This window comes from Dyadobacter jiangsuensis (assembly GCF_003014695.1).
Classification (GTDB): domain Bacteria; phylum Bacteroidota; class Bacteroidia; order Cytophagales; family Spirosomataceae; genus Dyadobacter; species Dyadobacter jiangsuensis.
Window position 1 is genome coordinate 100,627 of record NZ_PYAS01000013.1, and the last position, 20,470, is coordinate 121,096.

Consider the following 20,470-nt stretch of genomic DNA (forward strand, 5'->3'; position numbering starts at 1 on the left):
CTGATATATTCTATTTGGCATCATTGAAAACCAGTGGAATATACCAGATTACCATTCACCTGAACATTAATATGGCGTCCCAATTTCTGAAAGTTCACCCTTCCGATAATGTTATCGTGGCATTGCGCGACCAGCCCGCGGGCTCGGACGTGACGTACGAGGGGAATCTCTACAATCTTCAATACGGCGTTTCGGCCAAGCATAAATTTGTCACAGAGGATATCGAAACCGGCGGCGCCATCATCATGTACGGCGTGCTCGTAGGCCGGGCTACCCAGCCGATCAAAAAAGGTGAGCCGATTACGACATTCAACCTGAAACATGACGCGCACGATTACAGTACTGCTAATCGCCAGCCGTATTCTTATACCCAGCCGGATGTAAGCCACTGGCAAAACCGGACTTTCAAAGGTTACCACCGCCAAGACGGCCGCGTAGGGACTTATAACTACTGGCTCGTGGTACCGTTGGTGTTCTGCGAAAACCGCAACGTACTGATCATGAAGGACGCATTCGAGCGCGAGCTTGGCTATGCGCAAACCGATATGTACCGCGACCAGGTACGCGAGTTCCTGCATTTGTATCAGCAGGGCGATATGCGCACGATCAAAAACCTGGAAACTTTCGTAGACGCGCCAGCTGCAAAAAGGAAACCGGAACGACCGTTCAAGAATGTGGATGGCGTTAAGTTCCTCACGCACGAAGGCGGATGCGGTGGTACGCGTCTGGATGCGAATACATTGTGCTCGCTATTCGCAGCTTATGCCGTGCACCCGAATGTGGCAGGTATTACGGTACTGAGCCTGGGTTGTCAGAACTCGGAGCTGAAAACGCTGGAAGACGAAATCCGCAAGCGCGACCCGCATTTCAATAAGCCGTTCTTTGCATTCGAGCATCAGAAGGGCACCGAGTACTCGCTTATGTCGGGTGCTATCAAGGAAACTTTCATGGGCTTGACCAAAATCAATGAATTCGAACGTTCGGATGCGCCGCTTTCCAAACTTTCAGTAGGTCTGAAATGCGGTGGATCGGATGGATTCTCGGGTATTTCAGCCAACCCGGTATTGGGTCATTTGTCCGATCTGGTCGTTGGTTTGGGCGGACAAACGCTTCTTGCGGAATTCCCTGAACTGAATGGGGTAGAGCAGGAGTTGCTCAACCGCTGTGTGACCGAAGAAAAAGCCGCGAAATTCGAAAAACTAATGCGCGACTACGCCGGCAAAGCTGAGGCAGTAGGTTCCGCATTTGCATTCAACCCTTCACCGGGTAATATCAAGGACGGCCTCATCACCGACGCCATCAAATCAGCCGGAGCAGCAAAAAAAGGTGGTAATGCCTACGTTTCCGACGTTTTGAACTACACCGAACGTGCAACGGAGTCAGGTTTGCACCTGGTGTGCACGCCTGGCAACGACGTGGAAGCAACTACGGGTCAAACCGCCGCAGGTGCGAACATTATCCTGTTCACCACCGGCCTCGGCACCCCGACGGGTAACCCGATCTGCCCGGTAGCGAAAGTGGCCACCAACTCCGCGCTCGCCCAGCGCATGCCCGACGTGATCGACTTCGATTGCGGGCCGGTAGTAGATGGTACGCAATCCATTGAGCAGAATGCAGAAGCACTTCTGGATTATGTTATCAAGGTAGCCAGCGGCGAACTCACCAAAGCGCAGCAACTCGGTCAGGACGATTTTATCCCCTGGAAACGCGGCGTTTCGCTATAATAGCCCGAACCGGCGTAACCGCTAACTCTTTTCCGTCGGTTAAAACCGACGGTACTAGAGTAGCAAAAATTTCTTAGAAAGAAGCAAAATCTATTGCCGGGGGTTTTTAACCCCCGGATCCAGAGCAAAAGAAAAGCAAAAGCCTTTGTTCAAAAGCATAAAGACAGCTATCAAAGAAGCTAATATTAAAGAAGTAACTATCTATGTTTAATCTAGCAGGAAAAACAGCACTGGTAACCGGCGGAGCGAGCGGGATCGGACTAGCGATCTCCAAAACTTTCGCAAAACAGGGAGCTTATGTGCACATTCTGGAACTTAATATCGATCTGGCCAACCAGGTAGTGAGTGAAATCACGGCGGAAGGCGGACAGGCGGAGGCACACGCACTGGACATCTCCAAACAAGCAGATGTAGTGAACGCGATCAACGCCATTGCGGCGAAGCATGCAATCAATATCCTGGTCAACAATGCGGGGATCGCGCACATAGGTAAGGCGGACACTACCGCTGAAATCGATTTTGACAGGGTGATTAATATCAATGTCAAAGGCGTTTACAACTGCCTGATGGCCACCATTCCGCACCTGAAAACCAATGGCGGAGGGGTGATTCTGAACATGGCTTCCATTGCGGCAACAGTAGGAATACCCGACCGCTTTGCTTATTCTACTGCAAAAGGTGCGGTTTACTCCATGACATTGTCGGTGGCCCGCGATTACCTGGCCGACGGTATCCGCTGCAACAGCATCTCGCCGGCCCGTGTGCATACACCGTTCGTGGATGGTTTTATTTCCAAAAACTACCCGGGAAAAGAGCAGGAAATGTTTGAAAAACTGTCCAAAACCCAGCCTATTGGCCGTATGGCGAAGCCGGAGGAAATCGGTGCATTGGCATTATACCTGTGCTCAGACGAAGCAGGATTTATCACCGGTTGCGATTATCTGATCGACGGCGGTTTTGAAAAATTGAATAATTAATATAACCCTATAACCTAATCAGGCCGACGGCCCATTACCCGACGCCAGACTATATATTATGAAACTTTTTCGATTTGGTGCATTTGAAAATGAAAAGCCGGGCGTAGAATTGGCCGACGGTACGAAACTGGATGTTTCGGCATTTGGTGAAGATTATAACGAAAAATTCTTTGCGACCGACGGTATCGCGCGTTTGGCGGCCTGGCTGGACACTAATGCGGCTTCCGCACCGAAAGTGGAGGAAGGTTTCCGTTATGGTTCCTGCGTGGCACGTCCTTCCAAGATTGTTTGTATTGGTATGAACTATGCCAAACATGCCTACGAATCGGGAGCGACGGAGCTGCCGAAAGAGCCGATCATTTTCTTCAAATCAACCACTGCATTGTGCGGTCCATTCGACCAGGTGATTATCCCTAGAAATTCGGAGAAAACCGACTGGGAAGTGGAGCTGGCGGTGGTAATCGGTAAAAAAGCAAGCTATGTGGACGAGGCCAATGCATTGGATTACGTGGCTGGTTATGCAGTTCACAACGACTATTCGGAACGGGCGTTCCAAATGGAGCGCGGCGGACAATGGGTGAAAGGTAAAAGCAATGATACCTTCGCGCCACTGGGACCTTACATGGTAACTGCCGACGAAGTGGGCAATGCGAACGCTCTGGACCTGTGGTTAAGCCTGAATGGTAGGAAAATCCAGGACAGCAACACGTCAGATATGATTTTTCAGATTCCTTTCCTGGTAAGCTACCTGAGCCAGTTCATGACGCTGCTTCCGGGAGATGTGATTACCACCGGTACACCGGCAGGCGTGGGATTGGGCATGAAGCCGCCTGTTTACCTCAAAGCTGGTGATGTGGTAGAATTGGGTATTGAAAAACTGGGTTCACAAAAGCAGGAAGCGATTGCCTGGAAGGCGACGGTGTAAGGGATTCTGCGGCGTTTATGGTCGTTAATAGTCAAGGATGGTCATTTGTGGTCAAGTGTTGTCATTAGTAGTCATTCGTTGTCAGGTGTTGTCAGGTATAGACAGCCGGTATTGTAATGACAATTTCTGACAACTCTTGACAATGAATGACAACGAATGACCACACCTGACAACTCTTAACAATGAATGACAACCCCTGACAAACCCGAACCAAGTTACCAGTATAGTAAGAAGTATATGACAATAGACGCGCACCAGCATTTCTGGATATTTGATGAGGAACGTGATTCGTGGATCACGCCTGATATGCAGGTTATCCGGCGGAATTTTCTGCCGGAGGATCTGTCGCCCGTCCTGAAAGCGAACAAAGTCGACGGATGTGTAGCCGTGCAGGCCTCGCAAACCGATCCGGAAACAGAATTTCTCCTGCATCTGGCCGAGGCGAACGATTTCGTGGCCGGTGTGGTAGGCTGGGTTGACCTCCGGGCTGAGAACTTGTATGATCAACTCGAAAGGTATTCGCAGTTTGAAAAACTGAAAGGTTTCCGGCACGTGGCACAGGGGCAACCCGAAGGCTTTTTGCTGCAACCCGAGTTTGTCAGAGGAGTGGGGCAGCTCGTCGCGTTTGATTTTACTTACGACATTCTCATTTACCAAAACCAGTTGAAAGAAGCATTCAACTTTGCGGTAAAGCTGCCGAATGTACATTTCGTGCTGGACCATATTGCCAAGCCGCTCATCAAAGCGCAGGAGCTGCAACCATGGGCCGACGACATTCGCCGGCTCGCAGAGCTGCCGAATGTACATTGCAAGGTATCGGGCATGGTTACCGAAGCCAACTGGATGCATTGGGAGAAAGCCGATTTCCGGCCTTATCTCGACGTCGTTTTCGAAGCGTTCGGTACGGAACGCATTATGTACGGATCCGACTGGCCGGTGTGCCTGGTCGCGGGCGAGTACGAAGGCGCGAAGGGAATTCTGACCGACTATCTGAGCATGTTCTCTGACGATGAAGTACGCGACGTAATGGGAAACAACGCGAGGCGTTTTTATAACCTCGACATTTAAATAGTATTATGAAAAGATATTGCCTTGCGGTGGACCTGGTGGACGACCCGCAGATGATCGCGGAATACGAGGGGTACCACAAAAAGATCCAGCCGGAAATTCATAAGAGCATAACCAGTGCCGGTATTACCGTGATGGATATTTACCGCATCGGAAACCGGTTGTTCATGATCATGGAAACCGAGGATGATTTTAGTTTTGAAACAAAAGCCCAGATGGACGCCGACAATCCGAAAGTACAGGAATGGGAGCAGCTCATGTGGAAATACCAACAAGCATTGCCCACCGCGAAACCAGGCGAAAAGTGGGTGTTAATGGAACAGATATTTGCCCTCTAAGAATAAAGGTCGTAGTATGAACTAGCATTCGAACAGGTTGAGTAGACTATTTTACGCATTATCCATCCTTATTTTATCATTTGCATTGCTTTCGTCGCAGCCCCGCCAGGCTGTGGAAGTGAAGCTGATGAGTTTCAACATCCGCCATGGGCTGAATAACCAGGAGGAGTCGAATCTGAGAGATATTTTAAGGATAATCAAGGAGAATGACCCGGACCTTGTGGCTTTACAGGCGGTCGACAGCCTGACAGATAAGGGAAAGGTGCAGTTCCAACTCAGGCAGATCGCCGCGCAGACAGGCATGTACTATGCCTACGCCGTGGCGGATACCAATGAAAACGGGACGCAGGGGGTGGGTATACTCTCGAACTGGCCGTTTGAAAAAACACAGACCATCCATTTACCGAGGACGGCGGGTGCCGACCCGAAAGTACTGCAATGTGGATTGATCAAACTGTCGAGGTCGGTTACCTTCCGGTTTTGCAACTCCCGGCTCGAATATGCATCCGTTATGGACCGTGCGTTACAGGCCGCATATATCAATCAAATGCTCGTCAACAGCGTCCAGCCCGTGCTTTTGGGCATGGATATGGGCGCCCGACCGAATGAACAGCCTTACTTTTCGTTCCGCAGAAACTGGCAGGACGCTGCCCGTGGATCGCAGATGCAGACCTGGAACGAAGGTTTACCGGGCGACCGGCTCGATTATATTTTTGCCTTGCTCAACAACAAGGTTCGCGTCAAAAACTACAAGGTGATCCGAAATTATCCGGACGTTTCTGATCACTATCCCATTCAGGCCACCATTGAATTTTGGTAGAAAATGAATTACTCAAATTGGAAGATCGGATTATTTATTCCGTGCTATGTGGATCAGTTTTATCCGCAGGTAGGGATCGCAACGCTCGAATTGCTTGAAAAACTGGGCTGTACGGTAACATTCCCGCTGAACCAGACCTGCTGCGGTCAGCCGATGGCCAACTCCGGATTCGAACATTTGTCACGCTCGTGCGACAATCTCTTTTATGATATTTTCAAGGATTGCGACTACATCGTATCGCCGTCGGGGAGCTGTGTGCTGCATATCAAGGATCATTTGAAGGCTGATAACAAGGCCGACGAATCGAAAGTCCTTAGAAAGAAGGTGTACGAATTGGTCGAATTTCTGACCGATGTTTTGAAGATAGACAGGATCGAAGCCGAGTTCCCGCATCGCGTGGGCTTACACCAGGGTTGCCACGGGCAGCGTGGGCTGCATTTGTCCCAAATGTCGGAGCTGAATGCGGCGCCCTACTCGAAGCCGGTATCGCTTTTAAAGCAAGTGAAAGGCATCGAGCTGATCGACCTCGACCGTACGGACGAATGCTGCGGTTTCGGCGGGACGTTTTGTGTGAGCGAAGAAGCAGTGTCGGTGAAGATGGGAAAAGACCGCGTAGCCGATCACATCCGCCATCATGCGGAATACATTACCGGCTCGGATATGAGCTGTCTGATGCATTTGGGTGGCATTCTCAAACGCGGCAATTCCAATGTGCAGGTGATGCACATCGCGGAGATCCTGAATGCGGGAATTAAAAAACAAAAACCGGAGCCCGTACATTGAGCCCCGGTGTATACAAAGTTTATGCGCTGGGATGGAATCTGAGAAGCGCCCCGTTATTAGTTGATTGAAGAAACAACGCGGCTGGTTGTAGTCAAAATATCAAACGATTGTGCAGTCTTCTCTTTACCATCCGTGATTTCGAACGTGTAAGTACCGTCCATCAAGGTTGATAAATCGAAGTATTTCAGGTAGTTGTTTTCAACTTTACGGTTTTCTGAGAAAAGCACATTCTTCTCATTGTCCAGAATACGTACGACTACATTCTTTGAAATTGGATTATTATAAGAAACGCGGAATTGCAATGGTTTAACCTGCAGAACGGTCAGCTTGGTAGAAGCATTTTCAGTTTTATCTGCGGTAGCGAAGTTGTCCTGGGCATTTGCTGCAAATGCCGATCCTGATAGAAGCAAACCTGTAATGGCTGCGATAATAAGAGTGTTTTTGGTTTTCATAGGAGTTATAATTTAATGTCTAAAAAAAGTTAAACTGAACTTAGTTCAGACTCCGATGCCCCGATCGAAAAACTTTGTTGATTCAAAAGTATAAGATATTGCAATACAAGAAAATAGCATTTTTTCGATTTGTAAAAAGTTGTTTATTAAACAAACTGCAAACTTGAAATAATGCAACGAATGTGAAAAGTACAAATCTTATTCTTCTTTAAATACCATTATCTAATTGTTAAGGCAGCTATGTCCAAAACAGTAATGGAGCACGCGGACGCCTCCGAAGTGTTCAACAGAGACGAACCTTACGTAAACTGGCACGACGAAACCCTGTGGTTCGTCCGTCAGAAGCGCGATAAATCATCCAAACAACTGCCCGAATGGGAGCAGCTGCGCGAAGCTGCGTCGGGTATCAAGCATTATGTGCTCTCGCACCTCGACGAGCTGCTGATTTCTTTTGAACAAAAAGCAAAGGAAAACGGCGTGCAGGTGCATTGGGCGGCCAATGCGGCCGAGCACAACGAGATCGTACTCGGGCTTTTGAAGAAGCATAAGATCGACAAGATGGTCAAAAGCAAGTCGATGCTCACCGAGGAATGCCATATGAACGAGTTCCTGCAAAAGAACGGCATCGAAGTGATCGATACCGACCTCGGCGAACGTATTGTGCAGCTCCGCAACGAGCCGCCGAGCCATATTGTACTCCCCGCTATCCACCTGAAAAAGAAGGATATCGGCGACCTTTTTCACGAACACTTGGGTACCGATGCAGGCGCTACCGACCCGCAATACCTTACCGAGGCAGCACGCCAGCATTTGCGCGACAAGTTTCTCACCCGCCGCGCCGCATTGACGGGCGTGAACTTCGCCGTGGCCGAAACGGGCAGTTTTGTAGTCTCGACCAACGAAGGTAATGCCGATATGGGCGCGCATTTGGCCGACATTCACATTGCCTGCATGGGTTTTGAGAAGATTATTCCGAAACAGGAACACTTGGGTGTGTTCCTACGCTTGCTCGCACGAAGTGCCACCGGCCAGCCGATCACCACTTACAGCAGCCATTTCAAAAAGCCGCGCGAGGGGCAGGAAATGCATATTGTAATCGTAGATAATGGAAGGAGTACGCAGTTGGGAAGAAAAGATTTCAGGAATTCATTGAAATGCATCCGCTGCGGGGCTTGCATGAATACCTGCCCGGTTTACCGTAGAAGCGGCGGGCATAGCTACCATAATGCTGTCGCAGGGCCGATCGGCTCTATTCTCGCGCCGAACCTGGACATGACCAAGAATGCCGACTTGCCATTTGCCAGTACTTTATGCGGTAGCTGCTCGAATGTGTGCCCGGTGAAAATTGATATTCACGACCAACTTTACAAATGGCGGCAGGTGCTGGCCAAAGAAGGTTATGTGCCTAAAAGCAAAGAAATCGGCATCCGCGCGATGTCGACGGTGCTTGCCGCGCCGCGGTTTTACCAATGGTCGGGCAGGCTGGGGCGGACGGTTATGCGGGCCATGCCATTCATGGTCAACAATGCATTGAACCCATGGTACAAACAGCGCGATATGCCTGAGCCGCCGAAGGAAAGTTTCCGCGACTGGTATGTCCGCAACAGAAAAAATTAGACGATGAGCTCACGAGATAACATATTGGCGAAGATCCGGCAGAACAAACCCGAGGAAGTCGCATTGCCCGCTGTAACGACATTTGCCAGCAATTTTGAGAATACGGAAGACAAGTTCCGCGAAATGCTTTCTCTGATTTACACCGAAGTAATCGTGGTGAAAAATCTGGAAGAACTCGCGCAAAAGGCGGAAGAGCTTTACGGAAAGGTGGTCAACCGGGCTACGACGATTCCGGCATTGAGTGCGTGGGCAGATTTCAGTCTCAACGTTTCTGATCCGCATGAGCTGGAAACCGTTGAAATAGCCATTGTGCAAGCCGAGTTTGGTGTGGCTGAAAATGGGGCCGTTTGGGTTTCGGACCAGTATCTGCCGCACAGGGTGCTGCCGTTTATTACTCAAAACCTCGCTTTCGTGATCCCGCGTAATGCGCTCGTGGACAATATGCATGAGGCCTACGTACGCTTGCAGGACACATTGGGCTGGGGCTGTTTTATTGCAGGCCCGTCAAAAACTGCTGATATTGAGCAATCGCTGGTGATCGGCGCGCACGGGGCGCGCAGCATGGTGATCTTCCTGCTCGAAGGCGAATAGTTTCATATGGATCAACAGGTAACGCTCGGAGCATTTACCAGAAATATTGCCGAAAGGATGGCGCAGCTGGCCAACAACAAAAATGTTGTGGCACAGGTAAGGGACAATTTTCCGTCGCCTTACACGCTCTCAGACGCTCATTACTGGATCGATTTCTGCAATGCCCGGCAAAATGGCGAGCGCTTTCACCGCGCGATTTATTACAATGAAGAGTTTGTGGGTGGAATAGGCGTGCTGCGCCAGGACGATATTCACCGAAACAACGCCGAGATCGGCTACTGGCTAGGCGAACCTTACTGGGGGCTCAACATCGCTACCGCCGCAGTAATGCAAATGACCGACTGGGTTTTTGCTAATACAACCATCACACGGCTCTTTGCAGGGGTATTTGAGACCAACCCGGCTTCGATGCGCGTGCTGGAAAAAGCCGGTTACAAGTTGGAAGCGATTCACCGCAAGGCCATTATCAAAAACGACTGGGTTCTGGACGAACATTTGTTTGTGAAGCTAGCCGGGGAATGAGCTTTAAAAATGTATTTTTACGCTTTGTAAAATTACACTTTCCAATATGCCCAAGATTATCGTTGCGATCGACGGTTATTCGAGTTGTGGCAAATCCACGACGGCGAAACTGGTTGCCAAGCAATTGAATTACCCTTACATCGACACCGGTGCGATGTACAGGGCTGTTACACTGTACTTTATCCAGAATCATATTAGTCTTACCAATCCGAAGGAAGTGGAAAATGCCTTGTCGAAGGTGCATATTTCCTTCCGCCGGCACCCCGAGCTTGGTCGCAACGATACGTATCTGAACGGGTTGAATGTCGAGGACGAAATCCGTAAAATGTATGTTTCCGAGCGGGTAAGTGAGGTGAGTGCCATTGCCGAAGTACGGCATGCGTTGGTAGCGCAGCAGCAACGAATGGGTAAAACCAAGGGTATTGTCATGGACGGCCGGGACATTGGTACCGTCGTATTTCCGCAGGCGGAATTGAAGATATTCATGACTGCCGATCCGTTGATCCGGGCGCATCGCCGCCAGTTGGAATTAATGGAAAAAGGCGACATTGTGGATCTGGGAGAGATCCTGGAAAATCTCAAAACACGCGATTACATTGACACTACCCGCACCGAGAGCCCGCTCAGGCAGGCTGAGGATGCCATTTATATTGACAACTCATTCATGACCCTCGACGAGCAGGTAGAAGTGGTGGTGCGCCTGGCCGACGAGCAAATCGGGCTGTCGCTCAGACGCCGTGCTGCCGATAATAGCTGATATGCCCCCATTTGACTACGAATACCTGATAATAGGCCAGGGGATAGGCGGCACGTCCATGGCCTGGCACCTGCACGATGCGGGGAAGAGCTTCCAAATCGTCGGCGACTCATCCATGCCTTCTTCGTCACGCGTTGCGGCTGGTATTTTTAACCCGTTGACGGGTAAAAAGCTGGTTAAGACCTGGCTGGCTGATGACCTTTTTCCTTATGCCAGAACTTTTTACGGAAACCTGGAAGAAAAACTGGACCGTAAATTCATGCATCTCACTCCGATTTACCGGCCTTTCCGGTCGATCGAGGAGCAAAATACCTACCTCGCACAAACAGCCGATCCCGGCATTAGTCCCTACATAGCCAGTAGCCCCGATCCTGGGCGTGATATACCTTATGTAAATGCGGACTTCGGCGGTTTGGAAGTGGTGCAATCGGGTTGGATTGATCTGCCCGCGTTGCTGGACGCCAGCCGCTCGTATTTTCAACAACAACATTTATATGTAGAGGCCGCATTCGATGCAGCCGATCTTTTGCGGATAGAAGAGGGTATCGAATGGCAGGGCAAGCGGTTCAAAACGGTCGTTTTTTGCCAGGGTTTTTTTGCATTGGAGAACAGCTGGTTCAACTGGCTGCCTTTTACCCCGGTAAAAGGACAAATCCTGGAAATTGCGACGGAGGTTCCGTTGAAATCGTACATCATTAACCAGGGGATATTCGCATTGCCGGTGGCTGAAAATAGGATGAAAGTGGGGGCTACCTACTCGTGGAACCCGCTCGACTGGGAGGTGACGGGCGCCGCGACGGAGGAACTGGAAGCTAAATTGCAGGGCCTGCTAAGCACCGGTTACACATTAACGGGCGCTCAGGCGGGTATACGCCCATCCGTGCGCGACCGGCGGCCGCTGATCGGTATTCACCCTGAATTTTCTAATGTGTCTATTTTCAACGGGTTAGGTACAAAGGGAGTGACGCTTGCGCCTTTCCTGGCAAAAGAGTTTTGTAACCACCTGATTTACGGCAAAGAATTGAACCCGCTAGTGAATATAAAAAGGTATTTTTCGTTATATTTCCGTTGACGTCAGCCTAAGCAATATGAGCAAAAGATATATTTACACTTTAACCTTTTCGATCGGTCTTTTAGCAGTTTTTGGATTATTCAACGACTCAATAGCACAGCGCTATCCTTCACAGGAGACTTTTGGAAAGAACCGGGTCCAGTATAAGAAGTTCAACTGGAAGATCTTCCGGACCACCAACTTTGAAATCTATCACTACCAGGGCGGCACGAATCTTGCCAGACTGACGGCGCAATATGCAGAAAGTGAATTTGATAAAATCACCGACGTGCTGGGCTGGACGCCTTATAATCGTGTAAAAATATTCTTGTACAACTCACCCGCGGAGCTCGAACAGAGCAACATGGGGCTTTCGGTGTTGGATAACCTTTCGGACCAGAAACTTAACCTCTCGCAGTCGCGTGTGGAGGTGGCTTATACGGGTGATCAGATCGGTTTTCGTAAAAAGCTCGTGCGGGATATCAGCCTTCTTTTTGTGTATGATATGCTGTATGGCGGTAATATGAAAGAGGCGCTGCAAAGCTCCTTGCTGCTTACGCTGCCGGAGTGGTTTATGTCGGGAACGGCAGCTTATATAGCGGAGGGCTGGTCGCCGGAGCTGAACGATTACATGCGCGATTTCTTCAAAAACCGCAACATCCGTAAGCCTACGCTCATGACGGGCGACGACGCGACGCTGATCGGGCATTCAATCTGGAATTACATTGCCGAGCGTTATGGGAAGGATAAAATCTCCGACATTCTCAACCTCACCCGCATTATCCGCACCGAGCAAACCAGTATCACCAGTACGCTTGGTGTGCAATCCTACAACAGATTCCTTCGCGACTGGCGGGCCTATTACCTGAACCAGACCAAGAATGCCGAGCAATTCTATTCGGATCCTAATCCTACCTGGAAGTACAAGCTCAACGAATTCAATGTGACCGATGCCAGTGCGGTGATCAAAGTATCGCCGGATAAGAAATTCACGGCGGTAAGCGAGATCAAAAACGGGCGTTACCGGGTGTATTTGTTTGATAGTGAATCGGGTTCCAAAAAGGTCGTACGCCAGGGCAAACTGGATATTATCGGTGGACGTATGAAAACGCAGCCGCCGCTTTTGGGATGGTCGAGAAACAATGAGCTGACAATTCTGGCTAACGAAAACGACAAAAAGAACCTGTACCGCTATGAAAATGTAGGTACTAAAAAGATCAAGATTAAAACAAAACGCAATATCCGCGGACTGGATCAGATTGTCGATATGGACGTGTCGCATGACGGTTCGATGCTCGCTGTCAGTGCTGATAAGGCTGGCCAAAACGACATTTTCCTTATCAGCGTAGCCCGGGCTTCTGCATTGCCGCTCACCAATGACCTTTATGATGACCTTTCCCCACGTTTTATACAGGGCTCTTCCCGCCGGGTGGTTTTCTCTTCCAACCGGCCAGTAGATTCACTGGGCAGAGGAGATAAAGGAAACTTCAAATCCATTGCGCCTTCCTATACGCTTTTCGAACACGACGGAACGCCGCGCTCAGAAAACATTGTCAAGTTGGTGGAGTCGGAAGGCAAAACCAAGATAACACCGGTGTATGCCGACGAGAACGACGTGGTTTACCTGTCCAATGGAAAGGGCGTCAATAATCTTTATAAGTATAACCGCGCATCTCAATCCAGCTCGCAGCTGACCAACTACATTCAAAACATCCGTAATGCTGACGTGAATCTGAAAGCGCCGGGCGGAGCGCTGGCCTATACCTATTTGAATGACGGCTACTACACCGCTGCGTTTAAAAATGGATTTGATATTAATGCTACGGTTAACCCGCCATCATTGAGCGTTGCCAGCGCAGGAGCTTCTGCCAACGGCGCTGCAACCAATGCGGTAAAAACAGATTCGGCTGCGAAAGCCGCGCAGGGAGATCAGCCGAAGAAACTGGCCTTGAAAGACGGCGAGGTGGATACGGATAACTATGAGTTCGATGAAGATGTTTTGAAATCCTTTGAATCGAGAAGAAACCGTGGAAACTTCCCTACAACGCCTGGCGTAGCCTCGCGCACAAAGGCGGTTCGTGAAAATATCGCGATCAAAGGGCCATACAATTATAAAGGGTTGTTTATTACCAATGATGCAAGTTCTGACTGGCGCATTGATCCGATTCGGGGATTTGGCTACGCGCAATCCATTTCGATGAACGACCTGCTCGAAAACCATGTCATCAAGGCCGGGCTTTTCATTTCGTCCAACTTCCGCAACAGCGATTTGTTTGCCGAATACAACAACAATACCTACCGCATCGATTTCGGCTTGCGAGTGGACAGAAAAACATTGTACAATGACTCGGAGGGCCTGATTCAGAAATATCGGTTCAACCAACTGATGTTCACGGCGTCTTATCCTTTCTCAACCACGAGCCGTTTCTCGGTATCGCCGATGTTCACGTCTACGAGAATGATCGACGTGCTGCTGCCTAATCCGGACCTGTCGTCGAATTACGGAGGCGTGCGCAGCGAGTTTGTGTTTGATAACACCCGTGTGAACGGTATGAATATGATGGAAGGAACGCGTTTCAAGCTGCGTTACGACCTCTACCAGGGTTTGAGCAATGGAAACGAGAGTTTCAATCGCGTGAGCCTCGACTTCCGGCACTATCAGAAAATCCACCGCGATCTGATCCTGGCAGTGCGTGCGGCGGCTAGCCATTCAGGCGGGCGCGCGCCTAAGCAGAATATCCTGGGCGGCATGGAAAACTGGCTAGGCAACCGGAAGGAGAACCGCAGCGGAGATAACCCACTGAATTTCCAGCGCGACAACCGCGACATTTTCTTCGCTGATTTTGCTACGAACCTGCGTGGTTTTAAACTTAACAGGCTGTCGGGTACAAGTTATATGTTGCTGAATGCGGAATTGAGAATCCCGCTGGTGAAATACCTCTACCGCGGTGCCATCACGTCCAGCTTCCTGCGAAACTTCCAGATTGTTGGTTTCGGTGATATCGGCACGGCATGGACGGGCAAAGGTCCTTTCAGCGAAAACAACAGTTTGAATACCCAGATCATCGGGGATGCTAACGAGACATTCCGGGCGACGGTTACCAATTATAAGAACCCTTACCTGATGGGCTATGGTGCCGGTGTGAGGACGACATTGTTCGGTTTCTATGCCAAATTTGATTACGCCTGGGGAGTTGATAACGGTTACACCAACAAGCCAATTCCTTACGTAACACTGGGTTACGATTTTTGATCTGATTCAGCAGTAAAAAAGTAATATTCAAGAGTTATTAAGATGGCAGGGACTCACTCTCCTGCCATTTTTGTTTAAAATAACCCATTTCAGTGCTATGTTTTTGAAGAACACACATCACTATTCGAAAAGGATTTTTCTGTCGGGAGTATTGTTGGCTGCGAGCTTCGGTGCGGCCAAGGCGCAGCGGGAAGTGCTGTACGAACAATATGTTCAGAACCCGATGTCGATTAACCCCGGATTTACGGGCGTGCGCGAGGACTTTAATATGACTGCGATTTTTCGCAGGAAATGGTTCAATATCCCCAATTCTCCTACCAGCCAGACCTTTGCCGCCGACGGTACCATCGCCGACGGCAAGTTCGGGATAGGCTTTCAGGCATTGAACGACCAGACCAGCTATTTCACGACTACCGGCTTTGTAGGCTCATTTGCATTTCATCTCGGCTTGTCCGATACGTGGAAGCTGGGCCTCGGCGCCCAGGGGGGAATCAACGTCCTGCCGGTTTCGGATGGAATTTCGATCGGCAATAATCGCGCGTTGGGCAGTTTTGGCCTGGGTGCCTGGCTGCGGTCCGAAAAATTGTATTTCGGTGTTTCGAAGCCGGAAGTGCTTTCGCAAAAGTTCGGCGACCAGGTCGTTGGCAGCTTTTATCGCCGACCGCTCTACATTACCGCCGGCGGAAGTCATGATCTGAGCGAGGATGTCATGATGCTGCCGCATGTGCTGTTTGTCCAGGAAAAAGATCACAAGCTGAGGGTTGATTTCGGATCACGGTTCTGGTTCAGGGAGAAGGTAGGGTTGGGCGCGTCATACCGGGTAGGCGGCGGGTACAATTCCTTTTCGGCAAAAGTGGATTATTTACAGTTAACCGCTGAGGCTCAGTTGGGAAGAAACGTACGGTTGGGGTATTTTTACAGCACACGGCAGGTGGAACAGATCTACGCATCCTATTCAGGACCGAAAGGGATCCACGAGCTCATGCTGAAATTTATTCCGAATCCCAAAGGATTTCAGAAATTCTAATGTCGATAACCATTCCAAATCGACTTTCGCGTTAAGTTAAAAGGATATTTTTATTCGTAATCTTTACATAAGTCTCGTACCTTTGTGCCGTAAATGAAATACTCACTTTTGTGATGGATAAATACACTTATATAGCAAATTCCGACGCCGCTTATATCGATGAATTGTACAATTCCTATAAGCAAGATCCAGCTTCCGTAGACGAAGGCTGGCAGAAGTTTTTTGAAGGTTATGATTTTTACCAAAAATTCCCTGCTACCGGTAACGGACATTCCAATGGTGCTGCTAACGGCAAAGAGGCTGCGGTAGTTGGGAAAGTGGATCCTGCACGCATCCGGAAGGAGATGGAAGTGGTGCATTTGATTCGTGGATACAGGTCCAGGGGACACCTTCTGGCGACTACGAACCCGATCCAGAAAAGGAAAGACCGTCGCCCGCAATTGGACATTGCTGATTTTAATCTTGGCCCCGAAGACCTCGATACCGTTTTTGAAGCAGGTGTTGAGGTCTTTGATCGTCCGGCCACCTTGCGTGAGATCGTAGATGCTTTGCAAACGATCTATGCAAGAAATATTGGTTTCGAATATCTCTACATCCGTGACCGCGAGCAGAAGAGCTGGTTGCGCAAAAAAATCGAGAAGGAAGCTCTGACGATGAGTTTCTCGATCGATGAGAAAAAACACATTCTTTCAAAACTGAATGAGGCGGTTGTTTTTGAAAACTTCCTGCACACCAAATACCTCGGTCAGAAACGATTCTCGCTGGAAGGTGGCGAAACGACGATCCCCGCGCTGGACGCGATGATCAACAAAGCCGCTGAAATGGGCGTGGTGGAAGTGATGATCGGTATGGCGCACCGCGGCCGTCTGAACGTGCTGGCGAACATCATGCAGAAAACTTACGGACAGATCTTCAACGAGTTTGAAGGTAACCTGCCCGACCAGGTTTGGGGCGATGGGGACGTGAAGTACCATATGGGTTTCGCGAGCCAGATCACCACCAAGGATGGGAACAATGTACACCTCAAACTCGCACCGAACCCGTCTCACCTGGAAGCGGTGAACCCGGTAGTGGAAGGTTACATTCGTGCGCGTGCTGACGGCATGTACGACAGCGATTATGATCGCGTGTTGCCGGTATTGATCCATGGTGATGCAGCTGTGGCGGGCCAGGGTATCGTTTATGAGGTAACTCAGATGTCGGCATTGAATGGTTACTACACCGGTGGTACCATCCATTTTGTGATCAACAACCAGGTTGGTTTCACAACCGACTTCGTTGACGCGCGTTCGTCGATTTATTGTACGGATATTGCCAAAATCGTAGATGCACCGGTATTGCACGTCAACGGCGACGATCCGGAGGCAGTTGTTTACTGTATGCGTCTTGCGGTGGAGTACCGTCAAAAATTCAACAAGGATATTTTCATTGATATGGTTTGCTACCGCCGCCACGGACACAACGAGGCGGACGAACCTAAATTTACGCAGCCGGTTCTTTATAAATCTATCGAGAACCACCAGAACCCGCGCGAAATCTACCAGAAAACACTGGCTGAGCGCGGCGATGTGGATGCACAACTGGCGGCCAATATGGACAAGGAGTTCAAGCAATTGCTACAAGAACGCCTTGATATGGTGAAACAGAAAGCATTGCCATACACGATGCCAAAACTGGAACAGGAATGGCATACCCTGCGTAAATCAAAACCGGAAGATTTTGAGAAATCACCAGAAACGGGTGTACCTCTCGAAGTGCTCGAAAAAATCGGTAAAGCGCTGATCACCACTCCGGAGAGCTTCAACAGATTGAAACAGATCGATAAGTTGCTCAAAGACCGTGAGCAAATGATCTTCGATAAAAAGGAAGTGAACTGGGCTACTGCCGAGTTGCTCGCCTACGGTTCGATCCTTACAGAAGGTAATATCGTCCGTTTGAGCGGTCAGGACGTGCAGCGTGGTACATTCTCGCACCGTCATGCGGTATTGCGTGATGTAGAAACCAACGCTTCATATAACAGCTTACAGCATATTCAGGATGGCCAGGGCCAGTTCATGATCTACAACTCGCTGCTCTCGGAGTACGGTGTATTAGGTTTTGAATTCGGTTATTCCATGGCGAACCCGAATGCGCTGGTAATCTGGGAAGCACAGTTTGGCGACTTTGCCAACGGTACACAGGTAATTATCGATCAGTTTGTAACGTCAAGCGAAACCAAATGGGATCGTTGGACAGGTCTGGTGATGTTGCTGCCGCATGGTTATGAAGGCCAGGGACCGGAGCACTCCAATGCACGTCCGGAGCGCTATCTGCAACTTTCGGCAAACTATAACATCATCGTGGCGAACGTAACTACGCCGGCTAACTTCTTCCACTTGCTCCGCAGGCAGTTGAAGTTCCCGTTCCGGAAGCCGTTGATCGTGATGTCGCCGAAATCGATGCTGCGTCACCCGTTGTGCGTTTCGCCGATTGATAGCCTCGTTAGTGGTTCGTTCCAGGAAACCATCGGTGATACTTATGCTGATCCGAAGAAAGTGAAGAAAGTGCTGCTTTGTACCGGTAAACTGTACTATGAACTGTACGAAAGACAGCAAGCCGACAAACGCGACGACGTGGCAATTATTCGTCTGGAACAAATGCATCCGTTCCCGCAGGCACAAATCGACGCGCACCTTGCTCAGTACGAAAACGCGAGTGTTTACTGGGTGCAGGAAGAGCCTTTCAACATGGGTGGCTGGACGTTCATGCTTCGCATGTACAAAGGCGTGAAGCCATTGCAGGTAATTGCGCGCGAACCAAGTGCATCGCCTTCGACAGGTTTCTCTAAAATCCATACGAAGGAGCAGGCGGAGATCATCAACAGAGCTTTTGAATGATATTCCTATAATTTTTGACTTAATTCGATAACAAGATTGCACATAAAATGGCTGAAATTGAAATAAAAGTACCGCCCGTTGGCGAGTCGATTACTGAGGTTACGATAGGAAACTGGTTCAAAAATGATGGCGATTTTGTGAAGATGGACGAGGTGATCTGCGGACTGGATTCGGATAAAGCAACGTTTGAACTGACCGCGGAAGCAGAAGGTATATTGCATATTAAAGCGCAGGAAGGCGATACACTCAATATCGGCGACCTGATCGCGACTATCGAGGCAGCGAACGGTGCTGCTCCGAAAGAAACCGCTCCAAAAGCGGAGGCTGCGCCAGCGGCTCCGGCTCCGGTCGCGGCTGAACCTGCACCAGCTCCGGCAGCAGCTCCGGTATCTACTGCGGCGGCGACAGGTCAGGTTTATGAAATGAAAGTTCCTGCGGTAGGAGAGTCTATCAGCGAGGTAACCATCGCTTCTTGGAGTAAAAAAGATGGTGACTACGTGGCTGTGGACGAAATCCTGTGCGAGCTGGAATCGGATAAAGCAACATTTGAATTACCTGCCGAGGCGGCTGGTATCCTTACCATCGTAGGAAAAGAAGGCGATACGCTGTCGATTGGCGCAGTTATCTGTACCATCGCGGCAACGGCCGGCGCTCCTGCGGCCACCCCTGCACAAGCAAGCGCTCCTGCTGCTTCTGCACCTGCTTCTGCTGACAAAGCATATAGCGAAAAACATGCTTCGCCCGTGGCTGCCAAAATCCTGGCGGAGAAAGGAATCGACCCGAAAGACGTGAACGGTTCGGGTTCAGGAGGCAAAATCATGAAAGACGATGCATTGAAAGCTGAGAAAGCGGCACCGGCAGCAGCTCCTGCTGCGGCTAAGCCTGCTGCTCCGGCTCCTGCGGCCGCACCTGCTGTGTCTGGCGCGCGCGCTTCACGTCGCGAGAAAATGTCGTCGTTGCGTAAAACCATCGCACGCCGTTTGGTAGCGGTTAAAAATGAAACGGCTATGCTGACCACTTTCAATGAAGTGGATATGAAGCCGGTGATGGATCTGCGCTCTAAGTTCAAGGATAAATTCAAAGAGAAACACGAAGTAGGTCTCGGCTTTATGTCGTTCTTCGTGAAAGCGGTAACCGTTGCATTGAAGGACTTCCCGGTTATCAATGCACAAATTGACGGCGAGGAGTTGGTTTACAACGATTTTGCTGATATCTCGGTGGCTGTTTCAACGCCTCGCGGATTGGTAGTACCGGTTATCCGCAATGCTGAAACACTTTCGTTTGCGGCTATTGAGAAGGAAATCGTTCGTTTGGCGGTTCGTGCACGTGACGGTAAACTGGGCCTTGATGAAATGTCGGGCGGTACCTTCACCATCACTAACGGGGGGACGTTCGGATCGATGCTTTCGACGCCGATCATCAATGCGCCACAGTCTGCGATTCTCGGTATGCACAATATCGTTGAGCGCCCGGTGGTGGTAGATGGTCAGATCGTCGTTCGCCCGATCATGTATGTAGCGTTGTCGTACGATCACCGCACGATAGACGGTAAGGATTCGGTGAGCTTCCTGGTTCGTGTGAAGCAGTTGCTCGAAGATCCGATGCGTCTGTTACTGGATATGTAATATTATCATTTCGGAAAAATAGATAACAGAGCAGGCCCGGATTTCCGGGCTTGTTCTGTTATAG

17 protein-coding genes are annotated in these 20,470 nt (G+C 49.8%); 16 read left to right on the forward strand and 1 reads right to left on the reverse strand.

The window, feature by feature from the left end; genetic code table 11:
• Positions 1 to 71 precede the first annotated feature (71 nt).
• From CLV60_RS24390 to CLV60_RS24420, 7 genes are all read left to right on the forward strand, one after another.
• Positions 72 to 1,724 (forward strand): UxaA family hydrolase, encoded by a 1,653-nt coding sequence (locus CLV60_RS24390; protein WP_106598152.1) that lies wholly within the window; start codon positions 72 to 74, stop codon positions 1,722 to 1,724.
• A gap of 203 nt (positions 1,725 to 1,927) precedes the next feature.
• Complete coding sequence (locus tag CLV60_RS24395) at positions 1,928 to 2,701, forward strand: SDR family NAD(P)-dependent oxidoreductase (RefSeq protein WP_106598001.1); 774 nt, start codon at positions 1,928 to 1,930, stop codon at positions 2,699 to 2,701.
• 58 nt (positions 2,702 to 2,759) lie between these two features.
• A complete protein-coding gene (locus CLV60_RS24400) occupies positions 2,760 to 3,626 on the forward strand; it encodes a fumarylacetoacetate hydrolase family protein (RefSeq protein WP_106598002.1) in 867 nt (288 codons plus the stop codon).
• Between the two features lie 237 nt (positions 3,627 to 3,863).
• A complete protein-coding gene (locus CLV60_RS24405; RefSeq protein ID WP_106598003.1) occupies positions 3,864 to 4,694 on the forward strand; it encodes an amidohydrolase family protein in 831 nt (276 codons plus the stop codon).
• 8 nt (positions 4,695 to 4,702) lie between these two features.
• Positions 4,703 to 5,032 (forward strand): L-rhamnose mutarotase, encoded by a 330-nt coding sequence (locus tag CLV60_RS24410; protein ID WP_106598004.1) that lies wholly within the window; start codon positions 4,703 to 4,705, stop codon positions 5,030 to 5,032.
• A gap of 37 nt (positions 5,033 to 5,069) precedes the next feature.
• Positions 5,070 to 5,852 (forward strand): endonuclease/exonuclease/phosphatase family protein, encoded by a 783-nt coding sequence (locus tag CLV60_RS24415; RefSeq protein WP_229211111.1) that lies wholly within the window; start codon positions 5,070 to 5,072, stop codon positions 5,850 to 5,852.
• Positions 5,853 to 5,855: 3 nt separating this feature from the next.
• On the forward strand, positions 5,856 to 6,635 hold the full coding sequence (locus CLV60_RS24420; RefSeq protein ID WP_106598005.1) for a (Fe-S)-binding protein: 780 nt from the start codon (positions 5,856 to 5,858) through the stop codon (positions 6,633 to 6,635).
• 56 nt (positions 6,636 to 6,691) lie between these two features.
• On the opposite strand, the gene CLV60_RS24425 is transcribed toward CLV60_RS24420, so the two are convergent.
• On the reverse strand, positions 6,692 to 7,087 hold the full coding sequence (locus tag CLV60_RS24425) for a T9SS type A sorting domain-containing protein (protein WP_106598006.1): 396 nt from the start codon (positions 7,085 to 7,087) through the stop codon (positions 6,692 to 6,694).
• Between the two features lie 240 nt (positions 7,088 to 7,327).
• On the opposite strand from CLV60_RS24425, the gene CLV60_RS24430 reads away from it, so the two are divergent.
• From CLV60_RS24430 to odhB, 9 genes are all read left to right on the forward strand, one after another.
• Entirely contained in the window at positions 7,328 to 8,704 is a 1,377-nt protein-coding gene (locus tag CLV60_RS24430; protein ID WP_106598007.1) for a lactate utilization protein B, read from the forward strand.
• 3 nt (positions 8,705 to 8,707) lie between these two features.
• Positions 8,708 to 9,295 (forward strand): LutC/YkgG family protein, encoded by a 588-nt coding sequence (locus CLV60_RS24435; RefSeq protein ID WP_106598008.1) that lies wholly within the window; start codon positions 8,708 to 8,710, stop codon positions 9,293 to 9,295.
• Positions 9,296 to 9,301: 6 nt separating this feature from the next.
• Positions 9,302 to 9,817, forward strand: a complete 516-nt coding sequence (locus CLV60_RS24440; protein WP_106598009.1) for a GNAT family N-acetyltransferase — start codon at positions 9,302 to 9,304, stop codon at positions 9,815 to 9,817.
• A gap of 46 nt (positions 9,818 to 9,863) precedes the next feature.
• Entirely contained in the window at positions 9,864 to 10,574 is a 711-nt protein-coding gene (cmk, locus tag CLV60_RS24445; protein WP_106598010.1) for a (d)CMP kinase, read from the forward strand.
• A 1-nt stretch (position 10,575) separates the two neighbouring features.
• Positions 10,576 to 11,646 (forward strand): NAD(P)/FAD-dependent oxidoreductase, encoded by a 1,071-nt coding sequence (locus CLV60_RS24450; RefSeq protein ID WP_106598011.1) that lies wholly within the window; start codon positions 10,576 to 10,578, stop codon positions 11,644 to 11,646.
• 16 nt (positions 11,647 to 11,662) lie between these two features.
• On the forward strand, positions 11,663 to 14,878 hold the full coding sequence (locus CLV60_RS24455) for a hypothetical protein (RefSeq protein WP_106598012.1): 3,216 nt from the start codon (positions 11,663 to 11,665) through the stop codon (positions 14,876 to 14,878).
• 97 nt (positions 14,879 to 14,975) lie between these two features.
• A complete protein-coding gene (locus CLV60_RS24460) occupies positions 14,976 to 15,905 on the forward strand; it encodes a PorP/SprF family type IX secretion system membrane protein (protein ID WP_106598013.1) in 930 nt (309 codons plus the stop codon).
• 113 nt (positions 15,906 to 16,018) lie between these two features.
• On the forward strand, positions 16,019 to 18,781 hold the full coding sequence (locus CLV60_RS24465) for a 2-oxoglutarate dehydrogenase E1 component (protein ID WP_106598014.1): 2,763 nt from the start codon (positions 16,019 to 16,021) through the stop codon (positions 18,779 to 18,781).
• A 47-nt stretch (positions 18,782 to 18,828) separates the two neighbouring features.
• Positions 18,829 to 20,406: a 2-oxoglutarate dehydrogenase complex dihydrolipoyllysine-residue succinyltransferase gene (gene odhB, locus CLV60_RS24470; RefSeq protein ID WP_106598015.1), complete on the forward strand. Its 1,578-nt coding sequence runs from the start codon at positions 18,829 to 18,831 to the stop codon at positions 20,404 to 20,406.
• The last annotated feature ends 64 nt before the right edge of the window (positions 20,407 to 20,470 follow it).

What these genes read in the sequence shown, in the direction of transcription:
- CLV60_RS24390 (WP_106598152.1), top strand. Translation starts at nt 72, where the DNA reads ATGGCGTCCCAATTTCTGAAAGTTCACCCTTCCGATAATGTTATCGTG.
- CLV60_RS24395 (WP_106598001.1), top strand. Translation starts at nt 1,928, where the DNA reads ATGTTTAATCTAGCAGGAAAAACAGCACTGGTAACCGGCGGAGCGAGC.
- CLV60_RS24400 (WP_106598002.1), top strand. Translation starts at nt 2,760, where the DNA reads ATGAAACTTTTTCGATTTGGTGCATTTGAAAATGAAAAGCCGGGCGTA.
- CLV60_RS24405 (WP_106598003.1), top strand. Translation starts at nt 3,864, where the DNA reads ATGACAATAGACGCGCACCAGCATTTCTGGATATTTGATGAGGAACGT.
- CLV60_RS24410 (WP_106598004.1), top strand. Translation starts at nt 4,703, where the DNA reads ATGAAAAGATATTGCCTTGCGGTGGACCTGGTGGACGACCCGCAGATG.
- CLV60_RS24420 (WP_106598005.1), top strand. Translation starts at nt 5,856, where the DNA reads ATGAATTACTCAAATTGGAAGATCGGATTATTTATTCCGTGCTATGTG.
- CLV60_RS24425 (WP_106598006.1), bottom strand. Translation starts at nt 7,087, where the DNA reads ATGAAAACCAAAAACACTCTTATTATCGCAGCCATTACAGGTTTGCTT.
- CLV60_RS24430 (WP_106598007.1), top strand. Translation starts at nt 7,328, where the DNA reads ATGTCCAAAACAGTAATGGAGCACGCGGACGCCTCCGAAGTGTTCAAC.
- CLV60_RS24435 (WP_106598008.1), top strand. Translation starts at nt 8,708, where the DNA reads ATGAGCTCACGAGATAACATATTGGCGAAGATCCGGCAGAACAAACCC.
- CLV60_RS24440 (WP_106598009.1), top strand. Translation starts at nt 9,302, where the DNA reads ATGGATCAACAGGTAACGCTCGGAGCATTTACCAGAAATATTGCCGAA.
- cmk (WP_106598010.1), top strand. Translation starts at nt 9,864, where the DNA reads ATGCCCAAGATTATCGTTGCGATCGACGGTTATTCGAGTTGTGGCAAA.
- CLV60_RS24450 (WP_106598011.1), top strand. Translation starts at nt 10,576, where the DNA reads ATGCCCCCATTTGACTACGAATACCTGATAATAGGCCAGGGGATAGGC.
- CLV60_RS24455 (WP_106598012.1), top strand. Translation starts at nt 11,663, where the DNA reads ATGAGCAAAAGATATATTTACACTTTAACCTTTTCGATCGGTCTTTTA.
- CLV60_RS24460 (WP_106598013.1), top strand. Translation starts at nt 14,976, where the DNA reads ATGTTTTTGAAGAACACACATCACTATTCGAAAAGGATTTTTCTGTCG.
- CLV60_RS24465 (WP_106598014.1), top strand. Translation starts at nt 16,019, where the DNA reads ATGGATAAATACACTTATATAGCAAATTCCGACGCCGCTTATATCGAT.
- odhB (WP_106598015.1), top strand. Translation starts at nt 18,829, where the DNA reads ATGGCTGAAATTGAAATAAAAGTACCGCCCGTTGGCGAGTCGATTACT.